Origin of the sequence: Saccharibacillus sp. JS10 (assembly GCF_024436065.1) — a bacterium.
GTDB lineage: Bacteria > Bacillota > Bacilli > Paenibacillales > Paenibacillaceae > Saccharibacillus.
This window is the reverse complement of the sequence record NZ_JANFNS010000003.1, coordinates 62,722-86,902: the sequence shown is the minus strand read 5'-3', so window position 1 is coordinate 86,902 and position 24,181 is coordinate 62,722. Positions and strand designations below refer to the sequence as shown.

24 protein-coding genes and 1 riboswitch are annotated in these 24,181 nt (G+C 46.4%); of the genes, 17 read left to right on the top strand and 7 right to left on the bottom strand.

The window, feature by feature from the left end; all coding sequences use genetic code 11:
• Positions 1–191 precede the first annotated feature (191 nt).
• Positions 192–497 (top strand): hypothetical protein, encoded by a 306-nt coding sequence (locus NOM90_RS10900; RefSeq protein WP_255941975.1) that lies wholly within the window; start codon positions 192–194, stop codon positions 495–497.
• A 205-nt stretch (positions 498–702) separates the two neighbouring features.
• On the opposite strand, the gene mscL is transcribed toward NOM90_RS10900, so the two are convergent.
• Positions 703–1,188, bottom strand: a complete 486-nt coding sequence (gene mscL / locus NOM90_RS10895) for a large conductance mechanosensitive channel protein MscL (RefSeq protein WP_305120990.1) — start codon at positions 1,186–1,188, stop codon at positions 703–705.
• Positions 1,189–1,334: 146 nt separating this feature from the next.
• A riboswitch (purine riboswitch) is annotated at positions 1,335–1,434 on the top strand.
• Positions 1,435–1,664: 230 nt separating this feature from the next.
• Between mscL and NOM90_RS10890 the strand changes: the two genes are divergently transcribed.
• Together NOM90_RS10890 and NOM90_RS10885 are read left to right on the top strand one after the other, a co-directional pair.
• Complete coding sequence (locus tag NOM90_RS10890; protein ID WP_255941974.1) at positions 1,665–2,252, top strand: xanthine phosphoribosyltransferase; 588 nt, start codon at positions 1,665–1,667, stop codon at positions 2,250–2,252.
• Between the two features lie 19 nt (positions 2,253–2,271).
• On the top strand, positions 2,272–3,603 hold the full coding sequence (locus NOM90_RS10885) for a nucleobase:cation symporter-2 family protein (RefSeq protein ID WP_255941973.1): 1,332 nt from the start codon (positions 2,272–2,274) through the stop codon (positions 3,601–3,603).
• A gap of 97 nt (positions 3,604–3,700) precedes the next feature.
• Here the strand turns inward: NOM90_RS10885 and NOM90_RS10880 are convergent, their stop codons facing one another.
• Both NOM90_RS10880 and NOM90_RS19315 read right to left on the bottom strand, forming a co-directional pair.
• Positions 3,701–4,660, bottom strand: coding sequence for a DUF5050 domain-containing protein (locus NOM90_RS10880; RefSeq protein WP_255941972.1), 960 nt, complete (start codon positions 4,658–4,660; stop codon positions 3,701–3,703).
• A 63-nt stretch (positions 4,661–4,723) separates the two neighbouring features.
• A complete protein-coding gene (locus NOM90_RS19315; protein ID WP_255941970.1) occupies positions 4,724–5,884 on the bottom strand; it encodes a C39 family peptidase in 1,161 nt (386 codons plus the stop codon).
• Positions 5,885–6,034: 150 nt separating this feature from the next.
• Here NOM90_RS19315 and NOM90_RS10870 point away from each other — a divergent pair, with 150 nt between their 5' ends.
• Positions 6,035–7,723, top strand: a complete 1,689-nt coding sequence (locus NOM90_RS10870; RefSeq protein ID WP_255941968.1) for a glycoside hydrolase family 13 protein — start codon at positions 6,035–6,037, stop codon at positions 7,721–7,723.
• Between the two features lie 312 nt (positions 7,724–8,035).
• Here the strand turns inward: NOM90_RS10870 and NOM90_RS10865 are convergent, their stop codons facing one another.
• A complete protein-coding gene (locus tag NOM90_RS10865; protein WP_255941967.1) occupies positions 8,036–9,301 on the bottom strand; it encodes an MGDG synthase family glycosyltransferase in 1,266 nt (421 codons plus the stop codon).
• A 646-nt stretch (positions 9,302–9,947) separates the two neighbouring features.
• Here NOM90_RS10865 and NOM90_RS10860 point away from each other — a divergent pair.
• The 6 genes from NOM90_RS10860 to NOM90_RS10835 all read left to right on the top strand — a co-directional run bounded on the left by NOM90_RS10860 (position 9,948) and on the right by NOM90_RS10835 (position 14,805).
• Positions 9,948–10,136, top strand: a complete 189-nt coding sequence (locus NOM90_RS10860; RefSeq protein ID WP_255942427.1) for a hypothetical protein — start codon at positions 9,948–9,950, stop codon at positions 10,134–10,136.
• A 294-nt stretch (positions 10,137–10,430) separates the two neighbouring features.
• Entirely contained in the window at positions 10,431–11,150 is a 720-nt protein-coding gene (locus NOM90_RS10855; RefSeq protein ID WP_255941966.1) for an ABC-2 transporter permease, read from the top strand.
• 37 nt (positions 11,151–11,187) lie between these two features.
• A complete protein-coding gene (locus NOM90_RS10850) occupies positions 11,188–11,568 on the top strand; it encodes a GntR family transcriptional regulator (protein ID WP_255941965.1) in 381 nt (126 codons plus the stop codon).
• Between the two features lie 117 nt (positions 11,569–11,685).
• Positions 11,686–12,585 carry an ABC transporter ATP-binding protein gene (locus NOM90_RS10845; protein ID WP_255941964.1) on the top strand — a complete coding sequence of 300 codons (900 nt, stop codon included), beginning with the start codon at positions 11,686–11,688 and terminating at the stop codon, positions 12,583–12,585.
• A gap of 20 nt (positions 12,586–12,605) precedes the next feature.
• Entirely contained in the window at positions 12,606–13,511 is a 906-nt protein-coding gene (locus NOM90_RS10840) for an ABC transporter ATP-binding protein (protein WP_255941963.1), read from the top strand.
• A complete protein-coding gene (locus NOM90_RS10835) occupies positions 13,504–14,805 on the top strand; it encodes an ABC transporter permease (RefSeq protein WP_255941962.1) in 1,302 nt (433 codons plus the stop codon). The genes NOM90_RS10840 and NOM90_RS10835 overlap by 8 nt, the downstream gene beginning before the upstream one ends.
• A 105-nt stretch (positions 14,806–14,910) precedes the next feature.
• Here the strand turns inward: NOM90_RS10835 and NOM90_RS10830 are convergent, their stop codons facing one another.
• Both NOM90_RS10830 and NOM90_RS10825 read right to left on the bottom strand, forming a co-directional pair.
• A complete protein-coding gene (locus tag NOM90_RS10830) occupies positions 14,911–15,864 on the bottom strand; it encodes an aldo/keto reductase (protein ID WP_255942426.1) in 954 nt (317 codons plus the stop codon).
• Positions 15,865–15,969: 105 nt separating this feature from the next.
• A complete protein-coding gene (locus NOM90_RS10825; protein WP_255941961.1) occupies positions 15,970–16,794 on the bottom strand; it encodes a helix-turn-helix transcriptional regulator in 825 nt (274 codons plus the stop codon).
• Positions 16,795–16,964: 170 nt separating this feature from the next.
• On the opposite strand from NOM90_RS10825, the gene NOM90_RS10820 reads away from it, so the two are divergent.
• The 5 genes from NOM90_RS10820 (at position 16,965) to NOM90_RS10800 (ending at position 19,913) form a co-directional block, all read left to right on the top strand.
• Positions 16,965–17,354: a hypothetical protein gene (locus NOM90_RS10820; RefSeq protein ID WP_255941960.1), complete on the top strand. Its 390-nt coding sequence runs from the start codon at positions 16,965–16,967 to the stop codon at positions 17,352–17,354.
• A 39-nt stretch (positions 17,355–17,393) separates the two neighbouring features.
• Complete coding sequence (locus NOM90_RS10815) at positions 17,394–18,011, top strand: NAD(P)-dependent oxidoreductase (protein ID WP_255941959.1); 618 nt, start codon at positions 17,394–17,396, stop codon at positions 18,009–18,011.
• Between the two features lie 26 nt (positions 18,012–18,037).
• Positions 18,038–18,310, top strand: a complete 273-nt coding sequence (locus NOM90_RS10810) for a hypothetical protein (protein WP_255941958.1) — start codon at positions 18,038–18,040, stop codon at positions 18,308–18,310.
• Positions 18,311–18,514: 204 nt separating this feature from the next.
• Positions 18,515–18,919, top strand: a complete 405-nt coding sequence (locus tag NOM90_RS10805) for a GNAT family N-acetyltransferase (RefSeq protein WP_255941957.1) — start codon at positions 18,515–18,517, stop codon at positions 18,917–18,919.
• Positions 18,920–19,037: 118 nt separating this feature from the next.
• On the top strand, positions 19,038–19,913 hold the full coding sequence (locus NOM90_RS10800; protein WP_255941956.1) for a YitT family protein: 876 nt from the start codon (positions 19,038–19,040) through the stop codon (positions 19,911–19,913).
• Between the two features lie 287 nt (positions 19,914–20,200).
• On the opposite strand, the gene NOM90_RS10795 is transcribed toward NOM90_RS10800, so the two are convergent.
• Entirely contained in the window at positions 20,201–22,069 is a 1,869-nt protein-coding gene (locus NOM90_RS10795) for an adenine deaminase (RefSeq protein ID WP_255941954.1), read from the bottom strand.
• A gap of 189 nt (positions 22,070–22,258) precedes the next feature.
• Between NOM90_RS10795 and NOM90_RS10790 the strand changes: the two genes are divergently transcribed.
• The gene (locus NOM90_RS10790; RefSeq protein ID WP_255941952.1) at positions 22,259–23,479 is read left to right on the top strand and encodes a TraB/GumN family protein; all 1,221 of its coding nucleotides are present in this window, start codon (positions 22,259–22,261) and stop codon (positions 23,477–23,479) included.
• Positions 23,479–24,123: a M15 family metallopeptidase gene (locus NOM90_RS10785; protein ID WP_370866604.1), complete on the top strand. Its 645-nt coding sequence runs from the start codon at positions 23,479–23,481 to the stop codon at positions 24,121–24,123. The genes NOM90_RS10790 and NOM90_RS10785 overlap by 1 nt, the downstream gene beginning before the upstream one ends.
• Positions 24,124–24,181 lie beyond the last annotated feature (58 nt).

Below are 24,181 nucleotides of genomic sequence, written 5' to 3'. Positions count from 1 at the left end.
TATTAGTGATTGGCAGTCTTTTAAACCTCTGTCTGTGTAGGCAGAGGTTTATGTTTTTTTATAAAATCTTGAGATTTTTGCAACGTTTGATTAAAAGAAGCGTATAATAAAGTGTGAATGTGAAAAAAAGTTCAAAGTTCACATTGAATGCTAGAGTAGATGGATAACGAATACAGAAAGGATGAGACAAGATGGAATGTATCGTACATTTTGAAGTGATGCATGGAAAAGAACCGAAGGTACTTCGAGGATTGATTATGATCGGCAAAAACGAGGAACCGGGAGAAGAACAATTTGTACAAATGTTCGCTCGGATGGGATACAAAGTTCGCTTGACTGATCCCGATCAATGGATCTTCACGCCCGTCGATCCGGCTGCCGATTACCGTTACCTTCGGATTCGCGAACTGGATCGCGGGGACGAGAAGAAGCAAGACGATCATGAATTGAATTCGATCGTAGCCAATCTTCTCCCCAATAGGAACAGACCGATTTAGTTTGTTTGATCTCCTTTCCCCAGAAAAGGAGACCAAACAAACGGGATACCTTCACGCCCCAAGAAGGTATCCCCAGCCGTGAGGCAAGTTTTTTTGCTTTAATAGCTCTGCTCCAGACCACCCCATATCCACAATGAAAAAAGAAGCCTTCGACCTTCTCCATCCGGAGAACCCAAAGACTTCTTTTTTATTATCGATTTTACGCTCAAGCCCCAACCTTCTCCGGTTCAAGCTCCGACGTACATTGCGGGCAACGGCTCGCTTTCGCCGACACTTCCGTCAAGCAATACGGGCATTCGCGTGTTGTCTTTTCCGGTTCCGGCTTATCATGCTCTTTTCTTTTGAGCATATTGATGCCTTTGACCAAGATAAAAATACAGAACGCGACGATCAGAAAGTCGATCACATTGTTGATAAACTGTCCGTACGCCACAACCGAAGCGCCTACTTCTTGGGCTTGCGCAAGCGTCCGCACCGGCGAACCATCCGCCAACGTAATGTCCGGGTCCAAATTCCAGAAGCGACTTCCGAAATCAATCCCGCCCATTGCTTTGCCCAGCGGTGGCATGATGATGTCGTTGACGAGAGAAGTCACGATTTTGCCGAATGCCGCACCGATGATCACACCGACTGCCAAATCAATCACATTGCCGCGCATCGCGAATTCTTTAAACTCTTTAACGATTCCCATTCAAAATCCTCCTTTATGTATTAAATCTGAGTTGCCATTTTATTGGATTCATTAAGGCTTTTTTCTCATTGTACACCAAATTTCGAAAATGAAAACTCACGTTTCATGTAATTTTCACTTTTCATTTTTTCAGATTCGGAGTATACTTCAACCATTATTCTGTTTTTCGTATAGGTGCGGGAATAGGCCCGCATGTCTCTACCTGATCGCCGGAACGATCGGACTACGGAAAACGGCTGCCCTAAAGCATGTTGGTTCGATTACTCGTCATTTTGCGAATATGGTCGATATGGATTTGATCCCGGTAGGTTGCAAAGTTATGCCGCCGCGTCAAAGCGTATCGCATCATCGCCGGTGCCGCCTCCGATCTTTTCAGGGAATTGCAGTCGTTTATTCAGTAGCCCGTATCTTTTCCGCAAAGGGAGAGAGGCGGGCTTTTTTGCGTTTTTGATCTTACACATTCGGGAGGACTCAAAATGAAATTGTTACAAGATAAAGTGTTAAGCGAAGGTATTGTGCTGAGCGAACAAGTATTGAAAGTCGATTCGTTTTTGAATCACCAGATGGACCCTGTACTGATGAAAGAAGTCGGCAAAGAGTTCGCGCGTCTGTTCCAAGCTGAAGGCATCACCAAAGTCTTAACGATTGAGTCATCCGGTATCGCTCCGGCGATTATGGCATCTTTGGAACTCGAAGTACCGATGATCTTCGCCCGCAAACAAAAATCGCTGACATTGCGCGAAGATATTTACGTGGAAAAAGTCTATTCGTTCACAAAAGAACAAAGCAACGATGTGACCGTATCGAAAAAATTCTTGTTCCCGAATGACCGCGTACTGATTATCGACGATTTCCTCGCTCATGGCGAAGCAGCTCTAGGTCTGGCACGTATCGCGGAGCAAGCCGGTGCATCGGTAGCGGGAATCGGCATTGTGATCGAAAAGTCGTTCCAAAGCGGCGCCAAACGGATTCAAGACGCGGGTTACCGCGTAGAATCGCTGGTACGGATTGCTTCGCTTGCGGGCGGCAAAGTCACATTTATGACAGAAGAAACGGTTCATTAATTAGGAGGTCTATCGCGGTATGAGTTCGGATCGTATTTTTCAAAAACATCGCCATCCGGCGAAAACTTTCTCGCTCGGATTGCAGCATGTCCTTGCGATGTATGCAGGAGCGATTGTCGTTCCGATGATTGTCGGTCGTGAGATCGGAATGACACAAGAGCAATTAACGTATCTGATTGCAATCGACTTGCTGGCGTGCGGCGTCGCGACGTTGATGCAAGTATGGGGCAATCGCTTTTTCGGAATCAAGCTTCCGGTCGTACTCGGTTGCGCCTTCCAAGCCGTATCCCCAATGATTATGATCGGTAATGCGCCGGGGCTTGGGATCGGAGCGATCTACGGGGCGATTATCGCGTCTGGATTATTTATCTTTTTGTTCTCGGGATTATTTGGGCAACTCATTCGCCTATTCCCACCGATTGTGACGGGTTCGGTCGTAACGATCATCGGCGTAACTTTGATTCCGACCGCGATGACCAATCTCGGCGGGGGCCAAGGGGCAGCAGACTTCGGGAGTTTATCGAATATTTGTCTCGGCTTCGGCGTGTTGATTTTTATCGTGTTGCTAAACCGGGTTTCGACCGGATTTATTCGTTCGATCTCGATCTTGATCGGTCTTGTAGTGGGCACGGCTGTAGCGGCGTTCATGGGGAAAGTCGATTTCTCGCCTGTGGCAAACGCGGGTTGGTTCCATGCGATCACGCCGTTTCATTTCGCTGCTCCAACGTTCCATCTGAGCGCGATCTTGACGATGATTTTGGTTGCGATCGTAAGCGTCGTAGAATCAACGGGAGTATTTATGGTGCTCGGGAAAATCGTAGGACGCGATATCGGTTCGAAAGAATTGGCTCGCGGGTATCGTGCGGAAGGTCTGGCGATCATCCTGGGCGGGATCTTCAACTCGTTCCCGTATACGACGTATTCGCAAAATGTCGGGCTTGTTCAAATGAGCCGTGTGAAAACGCGCGATGTCGTCGCCGTAGCCGGTATTTTGCTGGTGCTTGTCGGATTTATTCCGAAGATCGCGGCGACTGCGCAATTGATTCCGGCTTCGGTACTCGGCGGTGCGATGGTCGCTTTGTTCGGGCTTGTGCTTTCGTCCGGCGTACGCGTGCTTGGCGACCAAGTCGATCTGTCCCGTCATGAAAATCTATTTATTATCGCGTGTTCGGTCGGTATGGGACTCGGCGTATCGGTCGTCCCGGGATTATTTGCAGGCTTGCCGGAACAACTTCGCATTCTGGTCGATAACGGCATTATTGCGGGTAGCTTCACGGCGATCATCATGAATTTGTTGTTTAACGGATTGGGCGAGAAAAACGCGCATCTGAAAGTTACGGTAGATGAATAAAACCTACCTTGAATCATTATAAAAAAAGAATCAGCTCTTAATATTTTCATAAGAGACTGATTCTTTTCTTTTTTCGAGGTCATGCATAGTTTCCATATTAATTAGAGGTTTCCGGTAAAGCAACACGGTGTAATCGCGCATTTTTCATATTCATCGAGTCATAGTAATAAAGCCAGTTAGAAACAATGAAAAAATCTCCAAAAATAGGTGGATCCGGATCAATTAGAGGTTGCGAATTTTCACCTTGCCCATTCCTTATACTCTGCCTATAGAGTTTTCCATCATCGCGGTTATATATAAGTTGATCTTCAAAGACATGAAGACGTACCACTCGTTCAGCTAGGAGTACGGAAGAAGAGTTTGATGATTTTTTTTGTAAAAAGACATTTCCTTTTTCATTTTGAGTCACAATACCTTGCGAAGAGAAAAAGAAATCAAACACATCTTCGTTCACAATCTTTTTTGGACTCCCGCCATCTAAGTCCATTTCATACAATCCCCATTGGTCTGTGTGATCCACATAATAGAGCTTGTTGTTATGAAGTTTAGCTGGACCGATCCAATTTGTACTTAGAGTTTCTATTTTAAGTTGTCGGAGATCTAATTTCTTAAGGGCATAGTTTTCATCGCTATCTACATAATACAGTTGATTATTTTGGATTCCAATCAGATCTGAGAAAGATGAATCTACTAGTTTTTTTAGCTGTTTCCCTTTTTTATCCATACGGTAAATCCCGTTATCTCGATCTAAGACCGTGTAGTAAATCATATTTTCATCAAGTAATAATTGTACAGCAGAATCTGTAGTTAACTGTTTAGGTTGATCTCCATGTACAGACATACTATAAATTCTACCTTTTTGTTGCTGATCAATAAAAAAGATCTGCTCACCGTCTGTTTGTAAAAAAGGAGCGTCCAGATTTTGGGGTGTAGCCTGATCTATATGATACAAGGTGACATCAACGGGATTAGTTTGATATTTTTTAATCATAAATAAAGTTAGACATGCTATAAGTAATATGCCTGTTGTTACTAAAATCAGTATTCTTTTTTTCATTTGTACTCTTCCTTTGAAAATAAGAGAAGAAATACTTAAGTATTTCTTCTCTTATTTTGAATTTTAAGGACGAATCAAAGTTACGCTTCCTACTGTACTTTCAGTAAGAGAATTATAATCTACGTAACGATCATTAGTTGTCCAGTTATCAAACTCCTTCAAAAAACGAGCCTTATTTGCCTCTGTTTTTTTAAACTCTCTATAGCCTACTACAGTTATTGAATGATTTGAATAATATCCATATGCTAAGTTGAACATAGCAGGACGACGATTATCAATTTCTGCTGTGAATGTATCAAAGCTATATAAATATTGATTGCTACCTGTACCAGAATACCCATACTTTTTCCACACATCATTTACAATATTATTCATCTTGGTGGGACTAGTTCCATCAAGTGGGGTGTACCCGTATTTTACACCTATTGTACGAACATCTGAATATAATCCACTTAAAGAAGAATTGATATTTGTATAACCTATATTACGGTAATATTCAAAAATAGTTGTAATTACAGACATAGAACAGTTATTTACACCAGGGAAATTGGGTTCAAAATTTTGTTGTATATGTGGTTTGATACTTGCATGTGAAATTGTTCCTTGACGGTTCATCGTGTAACCAGCGCCGTATTTACTTTGTACGTAAGTTATTGGGTCGTAAATATTACCATAACCACTATCTCCATGTTGTCCACTATAACCTACCAGCCATTCCTCTAAATTAAAGTTTTTTATCATATCTAGCATGTTAAGTAATTCGCTATTATCAATCTCTTCTTCTGTTTTATTTGAAATTTCTTGAGTTTGGAATTCATCATAACTTGTGATTTTTTGGCTATTTTCGACTTCGAAAAGAGGAGAGAAGGAATCATCTTCTGAAGTATAATAATGTAAGCCGCCTGTATAATAAATTTTTTGGGAGTCAGAAGAACGCTCTTGCTCAAATTTTTGCAACCCGTACTCTGACGTCGTGCTTTCTAAATTTAGTACTTCAGAATAGACAGGTTCAGCAGTGTAAGCGAACTCCTGTATTAGTTTTTGCTTAGGGTTCGTAGAAACCACAATATAGCCATTATTTACTCCATTTTGTTCTAGTTCAAACGAATAGGCGTCTACAGAATCATCAATTCCGTATAAGGGAACAATGCTACTTATTCTAGTCTGGTCGTTCCAAGTAGAATCGGGATCGTGCATTGTATTTTCAATAAATAAAACTGCCACTTTACCAACATCATTTAATTCAAGAGTATTTTTATTTTCTGCTCACTTCCTGAATTTTTGAAAGAAGCTGCCTCAAGATGGTTACAATAAAGATAGAGAACAAAGAAAAATTGAGACGTGCGACAAGAATCTTCGCTCCGGGGTGAATTCATGAATAAAAAATGGTGGAAAGAAAGCGTCATTTATCAGATCTATCCAGTCAGCTTCAAAGATACGACAGGCGACGGTCAAGGCGATCTGCGCGGCATCATCGAAAAGTTGGATTATTTGCAAGAGCTTGGCGTCGACGGGATCTGGATTTGTCCGATTTACGCATCGCCGGGTTACGACAACGGGTACGACATCAGCGATTATTACGGCATCGATCGCAAATACGGCACGATGGACGACTTTGACGAATTGTTGCAAAAAGCGCACGCCCGCAATATCCGTATCATTATGGATCTGGTGTTAAATCACAGTTCGCATGAGCATGAGTGGTTTATCGAAGCTTCTTCTTCCAAAGACAACCCGAAGCGAGATTATTACATCTGGCGCGAACCGAAAGAAAACGGCGGTTATCCGAACAACTGGGAATCGTATTTTAGCGGCTCGGTATGGGAATTCGACGAACGCACGCAAGAGTATTATATGCACTTGTATGCCAAAGAGCAGCCCGATCTGAACTGGGAAAATCCGCAGGTCGTTCGCGAACTTCACGATATGGTGAAATGGTGGCTTGAAAAAGGCGTTGACGGCTTCCGTTTTGATGCGATCTCGCATATCGTCAAAGCCGAAGGTCTACCCGATGCGGACAATCCGCAAAACCTTCCGGTCGTGCAGGCGTATCACTTTTTCTCCAATTTGGACAAAGTACATTATTTCCTGCGCACACTGAACGAAGACGTGCTCGACTTTTACGATATTATGAATGTCGGCGAAGTATCGGGTCTTGGACCGGAGCAAGCACTGGATTATGTCGGGGAAGGTCGCAACGAACTCGATATGATCTTTCAGTTCGAGCATATGTTTTTGGATGCCAAGTCCGGCGGAACCGGCAAATGGGATATTAAGCCGTGGACTTTGATCGATCTCAAAAAGATCATGAGCCGCTGGCAAACGGTGCTTCACAAAAAGGGTTGGAACGCCAACTATATGAGCAATCACGACCAACCGCGTCAGGTGTCGCGCTTTGGCAACGACGGCGATTACCGGGTACGTTCGGCGAAGATGCTGGCAACTTTCCTGTATACCCTTCAAGGTACGCCTTATATTTATCAGGGCGAAGAAATCGGTATGACGAATGTGAAATTCCCGTCGATCGATCAGTATCGCGACGTCGAGACATTGAACTATTACAAACAATGTATCAAGCAAGGGATCGATGAAAAAGAAGTCATGCAGCGGATTTGGAAAAAAAGCCGCGATAACGCTCGCACGCCGATGCAGTGGAACTACGACGAACATGCCGGCTTCACGGACGGTCAACCGTGGATGGACGTAAATCCGAATTACGCAAAGATTAACGTCGAAGCGGCGCGTCGTGATCCCGATTCGATCTTCCATCATTATCGGAAGCTGATCGAACTGCGCAAAAAGCATGAAGTCATTGTATACGGCGATTACCGTCTGGTATTGCCGTTGCATGAAGAGATTTATGCGTTTGTGCGGACTTGGGAAAATGAAAAATTGCTCGTTATTTTGAATTTCTTCAGCGGTGCGCCTACGTTTGAATGGCCGGAAGAGCTGCAAGGGATGAAGGAAGAATTATTGATTGCGAATTATGAGCCGATTGAAGGCGAGGATTTGTATGAGCTGAATTTGCGTCCATATGAGACGCGGGTGTATAAATTGAGCTGACAGTTTGGTTGGGAGCCCCTGAGTTTGTGAGGGGCTTTTTTGTTGCGTTGTGTTAGAGACGCTGCGGGAGAAATTCGTTTCGGTCGCTTGTTGAAATCGGGAAAATTTGATTAGAATTTTATTGGGTTTTCCCGATTTCAAAGGCGAACGCTGACGCTCCTGCACTGAATTTCTCCCTCCGCTGGGCTAGGCGGCTCGCAAACAAAAAAGAAAATTTAGGTACGAGCAATATCTAAGTGTGGGCGCTCAATTTATTTGAGAGGGAGGGTAGAGAAAAGAGAAAAAGAGAGAAGAGAAGAGCGAAAAAAAGAATCAGCCGGGGATGTCGGCTGATTCTTGGGATTGAGGAGTTAGGTAGAGGGAGATGAGGTCGTCGGCGATGAAGGAAGAAGCGTCGGGGCGACCCAGTTGACCGGCGCGGTCTTGGGCGGCGCGGAGTTTGGCGGGATCGCTGAGCAGCGAGGAGATCTGCGTTGCCAACTCTTCGGCGTTGCGGGAGATGAAGGCGGCGCCTTGTTTTTCTAAATAGACGGCGTTATTACGTTCTTGTCCCGGAACGGGGCGGAACAAAAAGATCGGAAGGCGGCAAGCGAGCGATTCGGCGAGCGTGATGCCACCCGGTTTGGTCACGATGCAATCGCTCATTCGCATAAGCGACGCGACTTGGTTGGTGAAGCCGAGCACTTGAATCTGCTCGGAACTTGCGTACTGCTGCGCGAGCCCCGCGCGCATTTCTTCGTTGTGACCGCATACGACGATCACCTGAACGTCGCCTTGCGCTAGCAGCAAGTCGCAGACGCGGCGTAGGCCGAGCATAACGCCGTAGGCTCCTGCCATGAGCAGCACGGTCTTGCGCGCGGGATTTAGCGCGATGCCGGACACGGACGCTTCGCCTGTCCGTAGAGCACGCGCTGCGGCGAATTCATGCGTAGCCTTCACGTTCGCCGACTCGGAGGCGATCGAATCGACCGGTCGAATTGAAATCGATCGGTCTTGAGCTTCTCGGGAGATCGAAGTCCCGTCGAAGCCTTCTTTGATCGGTATTCCGCTCACCGTAATCCGCTTCGGATCTATTCCGATCACGGATGCTTCTTGGCGCATTTCTTCGGTCGCGACATAGAAGCGATCGACGTCAGGGTGCAGCCAGCGTCCATGCAGATCAAAGTCCGTCACGACGTTGACGATCGGAATATCTAACCCGATCTTGCGGCGCAGCTTAGGCATAACCATCTGCGGAAACGTATGAACGACGACGTCCGGTCGTTCCGTTTTCAAATATTCTTCTAGTCTGCGCGTACCAAAAGCATGTAAAATATGTGCAAAAGGCTTATCGGACTTCATATCTTTGGTCATATTGTAGACCAACCCGTATAGCCCCGGAATGGTGCGGTAACTTTGCATATATACAAATCGAGTCAATGTATTGAGCTTCGGATGCGCTTCAGCCATCAGATCCAGCATTTTAACTTGATGGATCCCACGTTCATGGAGACTTTTCTGCAATGCCTTTGTTGCTTGATAATGCCCGTCTCCGTAACTTGCGTATAAGATTAGAACGTTCGGTTCCTGCCCGTGCATAATGTCCTCCCTAAATTGCGATAATCTTATCTTACCAACTCTTAACCCTTTTTTCACATCTACCCTACTTTTTGTTCCATGACCCTAATCTCTAAAAGCTTATCGTAGTTTTATAAATAGCTTCTAGCCTATGTATATCTTAATTTCTTAATGCACTCAGGGCTTTTATTTCTTGTGCCCTTACCCCACCCTACCCCGGGGAGCGAGTCTGTTTCGAACCGTAGCGCCTTGGCTTTCCTCCCCTTCCTCCGATCTTATTCCAATCAAAGGGGAGGAAAACGAACAAAGCGAAGGTCGAAACAGACTACCTCCAGCCCCACCACCAACATCTACCCATCAAACTCAATAAATGTTATACTCATAAGTAAGCATCTTCTTAAAATCTGTTCATTCGCTTTAGTTTTCGTTTGGAGGAAGTCGCATCCGGCCAAAAAGAGAAGAAAGGCAAACCGGAAGTGATTCAGCAAGCATTTCGTCGGGTATGTAACAAATTAGATGGATGTTTAGCTTCGCGGCGACATCGGCGTTAGCCGTAACAGTAGGCAACGAAGCGCAGCAGACAAGACGATAACCTTGAGGGGTGTCTGTCGGCAGCAGATTTTTTTGACATTCTCGATAACGAAATACGTTCCGGGAGGGAATTATGATGGCGACCAAAGGTCATAACGAAGTCAAGGAAAGTCTGCGGGAAATGACGCGTATTTTCCGTCCAAGTGATCCGAAAAAGTTTGTAAAGGAATATGTTCGGAAGTATCATATTATGGGCGGTTACGAGGAAGAATTAACGTTAGTGGTAGAAAACGAGATGGGAAAAATCAACTCGTCCGCTTCGTAATCGAAGCAAATCAGATGGATCGTGAAGATGCCTTTGCTAGCGACCCAACGTTAGCAAAATGATAACGATCGTCATTCATGCGAAATACCTTTTTACTTAGAATCGAATATGTTCGACCGTCCTTTTGGCTATATTCGGAAGGGCGGTTTTTTTGCGTGTATAGACTTTTTTGGAGCTTCTATACCTTGACGAACCGGATAAACTTCTTTATAGTGTGCTTATTAATATATACAGTAAGACGTAAGATCTGAAAAGCTTCTTATTTTGTAGGTTGAATAGGGATGGAGGTACATTGTGAGCGGAGATTGGAGTCAAGCTTGGCTGATTGTGCGCCGAGAACTGAAGATTGATCGATATTATTTGTCGGCTTCGATTTTGTTTATTGGGTATATGGCTTTTTTCGGAGGGCTATTGATCGCAGCTGTTAAAACAGAACCTAGTTTATCTTTGGCTATGGATATTATTTTTTGGGCGATCACGACGATGATTGGATTTTATTTTTCCAGAAGAATCATGAAGTACATTACCGAAGACTCGTACACGCACATGCTCGCTTATTACCGATCTTTACCGATTTCGCCTAAAGTGATCGCGTTGGCTCGTTGTCAGCAATTGATCCTCGCGACGGTAGTCAACGGAGTGCTGTTATTTGGACTAATGTATGCGTTTCATGGCAGTATCCGTGAACAATTCAGCGTAGGAGCTTGGATATCGCTTGCGATTTTTTGGGCAGGATTTGGTCTGATCAGCAACAGTATCTATATCGTATTGGAATTGCTGCTTCGCGGAAAAGCCTATTGCTGGTACAGCATCGCGTTTATGGGCATTGTGGTTGCGATCATCGTCATTTTGCATCTATCCGGTTTTCATATCGTGGAAGAAAATGTGAGAGCCACTGTCTATTCGGAAATGGCGTTGCCTATAACCTGGATCATGCTCGCACTTGGCATACTATCGATGATTGCGGCTTACCGCATCATTGTGCAGAAATTGCCGCGCCGAAATGTAGCCTAATCCTCATCAAAGTAACGGGATATAAAGGAGTGAAGATATGCGAATACCCGTTCAAATTAACGAAAGCAGCGCAGAGCCTTTGTATCATCAGATCGAAACGCAATTGCGCTCGCTGATCGTGACCGGGCAGATCGTCGAAGGAACGCTGCTGCCCTCGATTCGAGAATTTTCTGCCGATCTAAAATGTAGTGTGATTACGATCCGGCGGGTGTATCAAGATTTGGAGAACGAAGGATTGCTGCGGACGCGTCAAGGTACCGGAACATTCGTTACGAAAGTCGATACCGACGACCGAGAAGCTTATAAGAAACAAATCGTGCTTGATGCGGTTCGGGAGCTGGTTGATACCGCGAAGTCTGTCGGATATACCGTAGACGAACTTCGACAAGTCATCGATGAAACGCTTTCGAAAGAGTAACGTAAAGAGACGGGAACGCTGCCAAAAAGCCCCTTTTCGCATATGCGAATCAAGAGTGTAGAGGAGCTTCCCGATTCCGCTAAGGATAAAAGGTCAAGGATGAAGGAGTGAATCAAGGTGGACAATGTGGCATTGGAATGGCGACAAGTAGTGAAAAAGCGCGATCGGATGACTCTCGGGCCGATTGATCTGAAGTTACATGAAAATCTGGTAACAGCTTTGATCGGACGCAACGGTTCAGGAAAATCTACATTGATGAAGCTCGCTGTGCAATTGATTCATCCAGATTCGGGTGAAGTGGCATGGTTCGGGCAGACGTATTCGGCAGAAAGCTTGCCTGTCGATGTTCGTGCGCAAATCTCGTATGTTCCTGAAAACTTTATCGTCGAAGAAGACGGTCTCAAAATGGATGAGGTCGCGGAGTTTCGTGCATCGTGGTATCCCAAATGGGACTGGCAACGGTATGAAGAACTGATTCATCGTTTTGATATTCCAAGCGGCAAGAAGCTCAATAAGCTCTCCAAAGGTCAACGGCGGAAATTCGAAATTGCAGCGGCACTGGCGATTAGACCGAAGCTACTTCTGCTGGACGAACCTTCTTCGGGGCTTGATCCTTTTGCTTGGAAAACGATGATGAACGAAATTCGCCGCTGCGTCGATGAAGACGGAACGACGGTATTGTTGTCGACGCATATCGTAGAAGAAGTACGCCGAATGGCAGATTATCTGGTCTTGATCGACAAAGGGCATTCGCTTGGTATGGTTGAAAAAGACTTTTTGCTGGAACGCGGACGAGAAATTTGGATCACGCGCGATGACGAATTGCTAGGCGAAATGCCTGCTGTAGTCGAATCGGCGATCGAGTCGCAAGGCATGGTAAGATTTATCACGATGGATTACCCGGGAGCTGCGGCGCTATTGGAAGAAGCCGGAGTAAAGCCGATTCAAGTCCGTGCATTGGAACTCGACGAAATGATGGAACATTGGATGAACGGAGCAGTTCTGGAAGCCCACTAGAGTCGAAGGGGATGATGAACATGACGGAAAGACTGATTTTAAAGCAAGTGGTCAAAAAGTACGGAGATAAGATGGCGGTCGATCGGATCTCGTTAGGCGTGCAAGAAGGAGAGATTTACGGGCTCCTCGGCGCCAACGGTGCAGGCAAAACGACGACGATGCGGATGGTACTGGGACTCATTTATCCCGACGATGGAAGCATTACATATGGCGGCAAAGCTTACGGAGCCGATGTGCAGCGGTTGGTCGGCTATTTGCCCGAAGAACGCGGATTGTATCCGAAGGTGAAAGTCAGCGAACAGATCATTTATTTGGCGAAACTACGCGGAATGAACGGAGCGGAAGCGGATAAAAATTTGCGCTATTGGATGAAAAAGTTCGAAGCCGAAGAGTATTACGATAAGCGGATCGAAGAACTGTCCAAAGGCAATCAACAGAAGATGGGCTTTATCGCGGCAGTCGTGCATCGCCCGGAAATTTTGATTCTCGATGAAGCATTCAGCGGGCTTGATCCGGTTAACGTAGAGCTACTCAAATTGGCGGTCAAAGAACTGCGCGACCAAGGCGCGAGCATCTTGTTCTCGACGCACCGGATGGAGCATGTCGAAGAATTATGCCGTAATATTACGATATTGGATCGTTCCAAAACCGTGCTGCAAGGCGATATTCGCGAAATTAAAAATCGGTTCCCACGCGAGCAGATTTTGCTCAAAACGTCTTCGCCCGTCGAAGGATTGGATCAGATTCAAGGCGTGACTTCGGTAGAAGGAACTCCTGACCAGTATCTGCTGAAAATTTCGGACGAGGCGGCGGCGCCACTGGTATTAACGGAAGCGATTAGACAAAGCGACGTGCGACATTTTGAAGTTAAAGAACCTACGCTTAACCAAATCTTTATTCGATCGGTGGGTGAACGACATGAATAGACTTGGAACCGTGGTTGGTTTTACGTTCAAGAACAAAGTTCGCACCAAATCGTTTCTGATTACAACGTTATTGCTTGCATTAGTGATGACAATCGGGATTCACGTCCCGTTCTTGATCCAATTGTTCACGGGAGGCGATGATGCAGCTTCCACGAATAAGATCGGGATCGCAGACGGCGGGCAAACGGAAATCGCGCAGCAAATCGAAAATTACGTCTCGGCATTGCCGAATAATGAGCTAGAGTTCGTACCGCTTAATGGGCAAGATGCGGCAGCTTTGAATGAACAAGCGAAGACGCAAAAACTCGGCGGATATCTGGAGATTACGCCAGGCGAGAGCGGTACGTTCCCGGCTGTTAAATATATCTCGGATGACGGCGTAGTGCCGAACGATATTCAAGCGGCACTGCAACCTGCGCTGGAAAATGCCAAAACGCGCTTTATCACGGCTGGAGCGCTGAGCGATGCACAGATTGCGCAGCTTACGACGCCGGTTCAACTTCAATTCAGCAGTTATGACCGTGCCGCAGGAGTCGATACTTCATCGTCAGGCAGCGGTAATAATGAAGAAAAGTTCAGCCCTATGAACTTTATCACGGTCTATGTACTTATGACCTTGTTCTTCTTCTCCGCGATGTTAACAGGGAATATGATTGCATCCGAAGTCACTTCGGAAAAAAGTTCGCGTGTCATGGAAATTCTGATCACGAGCGTATCGCCGCTCACTCAGATGTTCGGCAAAGTCATGGGCGTATTCCTTGTCGGATTGCTGCAAATCGTCGTATTCGGCGTGACGATTGCAGTCAATCTGATGTTGCCGCATAACCGCAATGTATTGGCGGGATTCGATCTGGACTTTTCGCAATTGCCAGTCGATGTCTTAGTGTATGGGCTGATCTTCTATATACTCGGATACTTCTTGTACGCGCTGCTGTACGCGGCAGTCGGATCGATCGTCAGCCGTACCGAAGACTTGGGTCAAGCGGTAACGCCGCTTACGATGTTATCGCTTGCCGCGTTTTATATCGGGATTTTCAGCCTCAACAGTACAAACTCCTTGCTCATGAAAATCTCGTCGTTCGTTCCGTTCACGTCGCCAACGACGATGATCGCACGAATCGGGCTTGGCGAGATCGCCTTCTGGGAAATCGTTGTGTCGTTAGTGTTGCTGTTAGCCGCGATCTTCTTCTTCGGATGGCTGTCAGCGAAAATCTACCGCACCGGCGTACTGATGTACGGCAAACGTCCTTCATTTAAAGAACTGCGTAAAGCGATGAAGGCGTATAAGATTTAGTTGGTTGTCAGGGATAGGCAGGATTAATCTAATAGAAAAAGATAGAAAGTAAAGAGCAGCCGACCCAAATGGTCGGCTGCTCTTTTTAACGATTCATTATCTAAATCAGAAAGCACCAAAACGGCTGCCTGCGGCTACACCTTTAGGAGATATGCGTTCAATCTCTGCCAGATCGTCGGCAGTCAATGTCACTTGCAGCGCACCTAAGTTTTCTTGCACACGGTCTAATCGTTTGGTTCCCGGGATAGGCGTAATTTGTTCACCTTGTGCCAGTAGCCAAGCGAGGCTAAGTTGGGCAGGGGTGCAACCTTTTTGCATTGCCATTTGTTCGATCAGAGAAACAATCTCGATGTTCTTCGTAAAGTTTTCTCCTTGGAAACGTGGATAATAACGACGATAATCGTCTTCCGGCAGATCTTCGTAGGTCTTGATCTGACCTGTCAAAAATCCTCTGCCCAGTGGGCTATAAGGCACTAGACCGATACCCAGTTCATTGAGGACGGGAAGGACTTCATCTTCAACTTCTCGACTCCACAACGAATATTCGGTCTGAACTGCGGTCAGCGGATGTACGGCATGGGCGCGTCTGATCAGATCGGCAGGTGCTTCGGACAAGCCGATGTATCGAATCTTGCCTTGCTTCACGAGATCCGCCATCGTGCCAATCGTTTCTTCGATCGGCGTATTTGGATCGGGACGGTGCTGGTAATACAGATCGATGTAATCAAGCCCTAAGTTATAAAGGCTGGCATCCACAGATTTTTTAATATAAGCGGGGTCGCCTTTTGGTCCTTGAGCGTGCGTGACTCCGAACTTGGTAGCAACAATAGCCTGATGGCGGCGATCTTTGAGCGCGCGTCCGACAAGCTTCTCATTCCCTCCGAAACGACCCAGCATGAATTCTTCTCCATACAAGTCGGCTGTATCCAACATCGTCACGCCTAGATCCAATGCGCCATGAATGGTATGTACCGATTCGTCGTTATCTGGCATCATCATCGTTCCGAGATTGATTGCAGAAACTTCCAGCCCTTGATTCCCTAGTTTTCTTCGTTGCAGCACAGGATGCCCTCATTTCACGTTTAGGATTTTTGTGAACCTAAGGTGAGTCTAATTGATCTACAATCAGGCGACCACACAACGTTTTTACTAGTAAAAATAGTACTAGGCAGTGTCGGGATCTTCGGTCAGCGGTGTGTAGATACAAGTGTGCATATCCGTGCTTTCAGAGAAATACAGTAGCGAACGAATATGATAGTGTACAGATTGTTGGGTATCCGAGGAGCCTGGGGAGCGTAAAATCACTTGTTGATCCTTTTTGACTTGAACCTCGTACTGTCTCCAAATTTGTTCGAATTCCGCGCTATGTTGGATCAGATGTTCGACGGTCTGTTCAAACCAAGGATCGTTTTTGTACTTATCGTAGTACGTTCGGAACACGCCGACCGAATAATTCGAGAACTCTTCTAGATTGACGATACGTTCGCGCAGTTCCTGATTTTTAAATAATAGGCGAATAAAATAACGTTCCTGAACCGGTATAGAAGAAAAGTCGATAAAAGCTTCTTGCGCGGCTTTGTTCCAAGCGAGCACTTCGCTTTTTTCATTGGTGATATGGCAAGGATAAGTAAGCTGATCGATAATCGCTTGCATTTGTGGATCAACAACAGCTTGCGTAGCTGGAGGTGTCTCGGATAGATGAGGATTCCATAATTGATGTAAGTGACTTTTCTCCGCTGAAGATAGTTGAAGGGCTTGGGCGATGCTGTCGATCACGTCTTTGGAAGGATTCAAGTCCCGTCCTTGTTCGAGCCAAGTGTAATAAGTCAGACTCACACCGGACAATACGGCGACTTCCTCGCGCCTTAAACCAGGCGTTTTTCGTTGTCCTTGAGTGAACTTCAATTTCACATCCTGCGGCGACAATCGCCCTCTGCGTGATTTGAGGAACAGCCCTAGTGCTTTTGCTTTGTTATTGGTCGCAGTCATCGATCCATCACCACCTGCATGTTTGGTCTTATCATAGCTAACATTGGGCTGGGTATCAATTGCCGGGTTAAATACAGATCTTTTGACAGTACCCTTTTGAAACTTTTTTCTTGTACTTATCGTTTACTGTATATTGCACCTATTCATTTTATTCGAATTGAGGTTTGGACATGGATAAAAAAAGTCTTGGATGGCTAAGCGTTGTTGGGGTAGCGGTTATTATGGTAGCAGGCATAGCGATATCTGTTGAATCTGCAAAAACGCCTCTTGCCCAATATAAATCGAAAGCTGTTATCGAACATGTAGAGAAGAAAGAAACAGCTGTAATTGTAGACGGGTATAAGATAAAGTACCTTCTATCTGTGAAAAGCTCTACAGAAGATAATCCAGATACAGTCGTTTTGGATGAACATACAAATATTTATCAAGTGAATAATGATCATAAAGAAAAAATCACGCTAGATCAATTACAGCCGGATCAAACGATTGATATGATCTATGAATATCCAAATGATCATTTAATTAGAGCTAGTGAGATATCTGTTGTATCGAATCGATAAAAAATTTATACAAATAAAAAAAGTAGAAGGAGCGAAAAAATGCGAATGCTCATATTAGGCGCAACCGGACGAGTGGGGAGTGTCATGACGAAGTTAGCTATAGAAGATGGGCACGACGTGACTGTTCTTGTGCGCGATCCAAGCAAAGTTTCGGAGCATGAGAATCTGACGATCTTGCAAGGCGATGCTTGCCGCGCCGAAGATATTCAGCGTGCCGTAACGAGGAACGATGTGGTCGTGAGCGCATTGAATACAGGCGGAGCGACGACGCTGAGCGACAGTATCCCGCTGATTATCGAAGCGATGGAGAACAGCGGTATTCGCCGCGTTGTTACGATCGGCACCGCCGGAATTTTGCAAAGCCGAGCCGAGCCGCACTTGCTTCGCTATCAATCTAGCGAATCGAAGCGAAAATTGACGCGTGCGGCGGAGGAACATGAAATTGTGTATCAGCAACTTCAAGCATCGGCGCTGGATTGGACGATTGTATGCCCGACCTATTTGCCGGACGGGGAAGCGGTTGGGAATTATCGCACGGAAGCCGATAGACTGCCCGAAGGCGGCGATCGGATATCGGTGGGCGATACAGCGGAGTTTGCTTACCGGGAGATTGGGGAGCGGCAGTATGTGGGAGCCCGGGTAGGGATTGCGTATTAAGGATTGGAATAAGTAGGAGGACCAACATGACTATCCGATTAGTATTTCCAGCTAATGAAAAAGCTAAGGATTACTGTTTGTGGATTGCAGAAGTAATGCAGTCTGAATTTGGAATCTCAAAGAAAGAAGCTGTGGATCGTATCAATTCTTTTTGGAGACGAAATGATCTAACTGATGACGATAATATTATGTATCATGAAGGACCGGATTTTTGGGCATATCAAATCTATTGTAAGGATACATTTTGGTGGAATATGAAAAAAGAAGAACTGACTCCGAGAAAATACGAAGTGCTTTAAAAACTGTAAAAAGAAAATTAAGATCAATGATCTTAACCGTCTTTTTTATATAAATTCACTATCCCCCTCTCACATTTTCTACAAAAGTGGTACAATGCGAAATGAAACCGGGCGCTACTTGATCCGTAAACATAAGGGTAGGCGGATCGCGCCGATTTTATACGGAATATGACTATTTTTTGCGAATGAGAGGTTTGATCGAAAGTGGGAGTTAAAGTTATTACCAAAGAACAAGTCTGGCAGTTGCGTCATCAGGTGATGTGGCCGCAGGAAGAGTTCGATTATATTAAGTTGCCGGATGACGATGAAGGGATTCACTACGGGCTGATGGATGGCAAAGAAGTGGTGTCGGTCGTGTCGTTGTTTGTACAAGGTAAAGATGCACAGTTCCGCAAGCTTGCGACATTGGAAGATCGTCAAGGCGAAGGGTGCGGCAGTAAATTACTCAATCATGTTCTTAATGAAGCGAAGCGTAAAGGCGTCAAGCATATTTGCTGTAACGCTCGCACGAATAAAGTTCCGTTTTACGAAAAATTCGGGCTGGCTACAACTCAAGTGGTGTTCAAAAAAGGCGGTCAAGAGTACGTAGTGATGGAACGCTTTTATTAATAAGAAAAGGAGGCGGGGCAGCTTGTGAAATGTACAAGATGTCCCGTTTTCGTTTGCCCAAGTGATCCCAATTGGTATAAAATAGATCTTAGTGCTTTTTTTCGAAAGGGGAAACCGTATGGGGAAAGAGAAAATGTCCAAAAAGAACAAGATGTTGAAGATTTTTTCCAAAGCGTTGTTGATCGTGATCGGTGCTGTTCTCACGGCATATGGTCTTGAAGCTGTATTGATTCCAAACCAAGTGTCGGATGGCGGAGTGACCGGCTTGAGCATCGTGGGTTCCCAGTTGTTCGGCCTGCCTCTCGGCCTTCTGATTGCGATCATTAATATTCCGTTCGTTTTTTTGGGATATAAGCAGATCGGTAAAAGTTTTGCGCTTTATTCGATTCTTGGGATCGCTGCACTTGCCATTAGCGCAAGCTTGATGCACCATGTTCATACGATTATCGAAGGCGATACGCTGCTCGTTACAGTGGTCGGCGGTATTATTATCGGTATGGGTATGGGTCTTGCCCTTCGTAACGGCGGGGCATTAGACGGAATCGATATGCTCGCGGTTCTTTTGTCACGAAAATTACCGTTTGGTACGAGTGACTTGATTTTGTTTTTAAATACATTTGTTTTTATCGTCGTATCGTTCGTATTCGGTCTACAAGGTGCAATCCTGTCGGCACTTGCGTACTTCATTGCATCCAAAGTCATTCATATCGTCGAAGAAGGTCTGAGCGGTTCGAAAACATTCAAGATCATTACGAATCAACCGGAAATTATGGTGGAGACGATTCGAGATCGTTTGGGACGCGGAGCGACATATTCGGATGCTTACGGCGGTTATAGCAACGAACAGTTCAAAGAAATCACTTGCGTCATCAACCGTCTGGAAGAAAGCAAAATCAAAGAAATCATTCATGAGATCGACCCGGAGGCTTTCGTAGTCGTTTACGATGTAGCGGAAGTGCGGGGCGGTAGCTTCAAAAAGAAAGATATTCACTAAAAGAATATTACGGATATGAAAAGTCGACTGCTTTTGGCAGTCGACTTTTTTGTTGCGAATATAAGGTAGAGTACGGCGAAAAGTGTAGAACATGTGCGGAAAGCAAGCTTTATCTGCGTGCGCATAAATTTAACGGAACCACGTGACTCTTAGAGCGGCTTTTGGAGGTTCAGAGAATCTCAACGGATTCATAGGACGCTTAGAGCAAGATTTGCTTGGTTTTTGGCGAGAAAAGCGGCGAAAAGTTGTGCTAACGGATATACAATCCGTTAGCCGAGCCGAGCGACTTACTTCGCTCGAACCGACACATCGATATGCGAGTTCGACGAGAATTGGAATAGTCCTTTATCCGTCAGCTTTAGCTCTGGAATGACGGATAACGTCAAGAACGATAGCATCAAAAACGGGTTGAACGCTTGCGTAGCGCCGAGCATACCCAACGTCTCGTTCAACACTTTCATGTTCTCGTACACGTCTTCGTAGCGTTCCGCAGACATTAGCCCGGCGACCGGAAGCGGCAGCGATGCCAATACTTTTCCGCCTTCGACAATAACCAGTCCGCCGTTGAGCTGCGTCACTTGCTCAATCGCGTATAAAATCTCTGCATCCGACGCTCCAACCGCGACGATATTGTGCGAATCGTGCGCGACCGTTCCGGCGATCGCGCCGCGCTTCAGTTCAAAACCTTTGACAATCGCTGCGCCGACTTGCCCGGTTGCTTGATGGCGCTCGGCGACGACGAGCTTCAATAGATCGCGTTCCACGGAAATCGGAAACTCGCCGTGTTCCGGTTCAACCTGTTCGATCAGCGTCTTCGTGATCAGACTTCCCGGCACGACTCCGATCACATGAGCATGATCGGAGGAAAGCGGAATCGAAATATCGCTCACCGTAACCGGCTTTACATTCAAATTAGGTAGCGACGCCGTCGAAGTCGCGCGCGCAACATCTTCGCCGTCAACGGATACGGACTTTGCGGATTCTCCGAATTTCACGGAGTCCTCAAGCCCTTCATCTCCAACCGACGCCGTCGATCCATTCCCCTCGACCGACTCCGTCCCTACATCGCTCTCTGCAACCTCTTGCTCCGCGTCTTTACTAAACACGCAAAGCCCTTTTTTATACACGCTCGCAATCTCGACTTGCTCCAGATCATCCAGCAGCAGAAAATCTGCTTGATAACCCGGCGCCACAGCCCCGATTCCGCGCAGCCCAAAACATTCAGCCGCGTTCAGCGATGCCATCTGCACGGCTGTGATCGGATCTAGCCCTTGCGCAATCGCGCGCCGAACAATATGGTCGATACTGCCTTCTTCGATCAGATCGTCGAGCAATTTGTCGTCCGTCACGAACAGGCAACGGCGCGAGTTGCGCGGCGTCACCGCAGGAAGCAGCGCATCCAGATCTTTGGCGACCGTACCTTCGCGGATCATGAGATACATGCCGAGGTTTAGCCGATCTACCGCTTCTTGCGCATTGACCGCTTCGTGATCGGTACGGATATTCGCCGCCGCGTAGATATTCAGGTCTTCGCTTCCGATCCCCGCGGCATGACCGTCGATTAACCCGCCGCCGTTTGTCGTCATCACAAGTTTATCCAGCATGGATGAACGGGTATTCGCGACCGAAGGAAAGTCCATCACTTCCGCTAGACCCAGCACTTGCGGATTCGACAAAAACGGAGCCAATTTTGCCGCATCCAGCGTCGCGCCGTTGCTTTCCGCAGGCGTAGCCGGAACGCAGGAAGGCAGCATGACGAATACATCGAGCAGCGTACCCTCCGCATCGTCGAGCATATATTGAATGCCGGTTTCTCCAGCAACATTCGCGATTTCGTGCGGATCCGTGACGACCGCGGTCACGCCGTGTTTGAGCACAACTTTAGCAAATTCCGAGGGTAATAACATTGAGCTTTCAATATGTACATGCCCATCAATAAAGCCCGGCACGACGGTGCGCCCTTGAGCATCCAAAGTTTCTAGCCCTTCGTAATTCCCGATCCCTGCAATAATTCCGTCCACGACCGCGATATCGCCGCTAATCATCTCGCCGGTAAACACATTGACGATCTTTGCATTTTTGACGACCAGATCGGCAGGAAGACGCCGAGCGGCAACTTGTATTCGTTTCGTTAACTGAGAAGCGTTCGTAGACATAGAAAAGACTCCTTTTTACACGTAATCCGTAGCCGACCTAGATCAGGTACAATAATAGATAAGCACGTAACCATGACGATAGATTAGGGACGATTATACCAACCTATGTAGCAAATCTCAAGACAAGAACAACGCTGACCCTTTTACGGGGATATAGACATCGCATCTGACTTTAAAGGAGACCTACTTATGAAATTATGGAAAAAAAGAGCGCTCGCGCTGACGGTAGCTGTGGGATTGCTGAGTTCTTCTTCGCCAATATTCGCGGCAGCGCCTTCGGGATCTACACCAAGTTCCGATACACAAGTCAGCATCAATGGCAAAAGGATCGCTGATCTTGAAGGTGAATCGATGATCCAAAAAGGCGTCACGTTAGTTCCGCTTCGCTCTACTACCCAAGCGCTTGGCGCCAAATTAAGCAGTGTTCGTAACTCGATCGTCACCATCACAGTGAATGGAAAAGCGATAAAGCTACCGACAAAAGCCAAAGTCATCAGTGGCGTGAGCTTCGTTCCGATCCGCGAACTTGCCGAAGCTACGGGGTACAGCGTGAAGTGGGATCAGAAAACCCGCACCGTACAACTGATCTCCAAATCCACGGGGCAAGCCGCACGCGGTTTTTTATGGGAAGTGAAGAACGAAGGTGCGACAGTCTATCTGGTGGGATCGATCCATGTTGCCGACGATAGCTTTTATCCGCTGCGCAAAGAATTTCAACAAGCTTTCGATGCCGCCGATTATTTAGGGGTTGAGATCGATCTGAGCAAGACCGCAGAAGTTCAGCCGCTATTATCGGAACTTGGGATGTATCCCGCTGGCACGACGTTGCAAGATCATATTCCGGCGACCACATACAAGCAATTAGGTAATCTGTTAAAAAAGAACGGCTTACAAGCCAATGCGTTCGATCAATTTAAGCCGTGGTTAGCCGAAACGATGCTGAATAATTTGAAAACAAGCGATTCTGGATACGAAGCCAGTCAAGGAATCGATCAGCATTTTATCGAGCAAGCCAATGAACGCAAGTTACCGATTTTGGCACTGGAATCGTACCGTTCGCAGTTTAGCGTGTTCAGCGGCATGTCAGAACAACTACAACAACGAAATCTACAAGCCGCAATCACCAATTTCGATACGGTCGTAGACGGAACAGACCAACTCGCCACTATGTGGAAAAACGGAGACGAAGCTTCGCTGCTGGCTCTGACCGACTCAATTTCGGCAGATCCCGAGTACGGTAAAGCCTTGCTGATTGACCGGAATATCGGAATGGCAGAGAAGATCGACGGCTATTTGCGTAGCGGTAAAAATCAGACCTATCTGATCGTGGTCGGAGCGGCTCATTATCTAGGCGAAGACGGTGTATTGAAATTGCTGCAAAATAAAGGCTACACCGTATCACGCAAATGATGCCGGAACCTACAAATAAGCCGACGACATCCAGAGCCACACGTACGAACAAGCGAAATCGAAAAAAAGCGGCTTCCAGCCTGCGTTCATTGTTACTGCTACTGATCTGTGTGTTGGTCGCAGGAATAGCCGGTTGGAAGATTGTCACGAATTTCGATCTTGTGCCGGAATTATCCCAGCCTAAAGTAAAAGTCATTGCGCTGCATCCCGAAGTCCAAAGCAAAATGAATACGTTGATTCGTCAAGCCAAAGACCGAGGAATCGACGTAGTGATCACATCCGATTTTCGCAGTTCCGCCGAACAAGATCGGTTATACCGGCAAGGACGCGAAGACCCCGGGAATATCGTGACGAATGCGCGCGGCGGTCAATCGTATCACAATTACGGACTGGCGATCGATTTTGCTCTGCTGGACAAGAGCGGCAAGATCGTCTGGGATATGGAGCAAGATTTGAACGATAACGGACGCTCGGATTGGCTGGAAGTTGTTGATCTTGCCAAAACTCTCGGATTCGAGTGGGGCGGGGATTGGGAGAACTTCCGCGACTATCCGCATTTTCAGATGAAATTTGGTTACAGTCTTCGTCAGCTTCAGCAAGGAAAAGCACCTGAAGGCTCGATTACCGAGCCGCTTGAACCTTAAGCCTAAGTGCGTCGCTCCGGGGAAAAAAGAGAAGAACTTGAGATTTTTTGGAGAATGG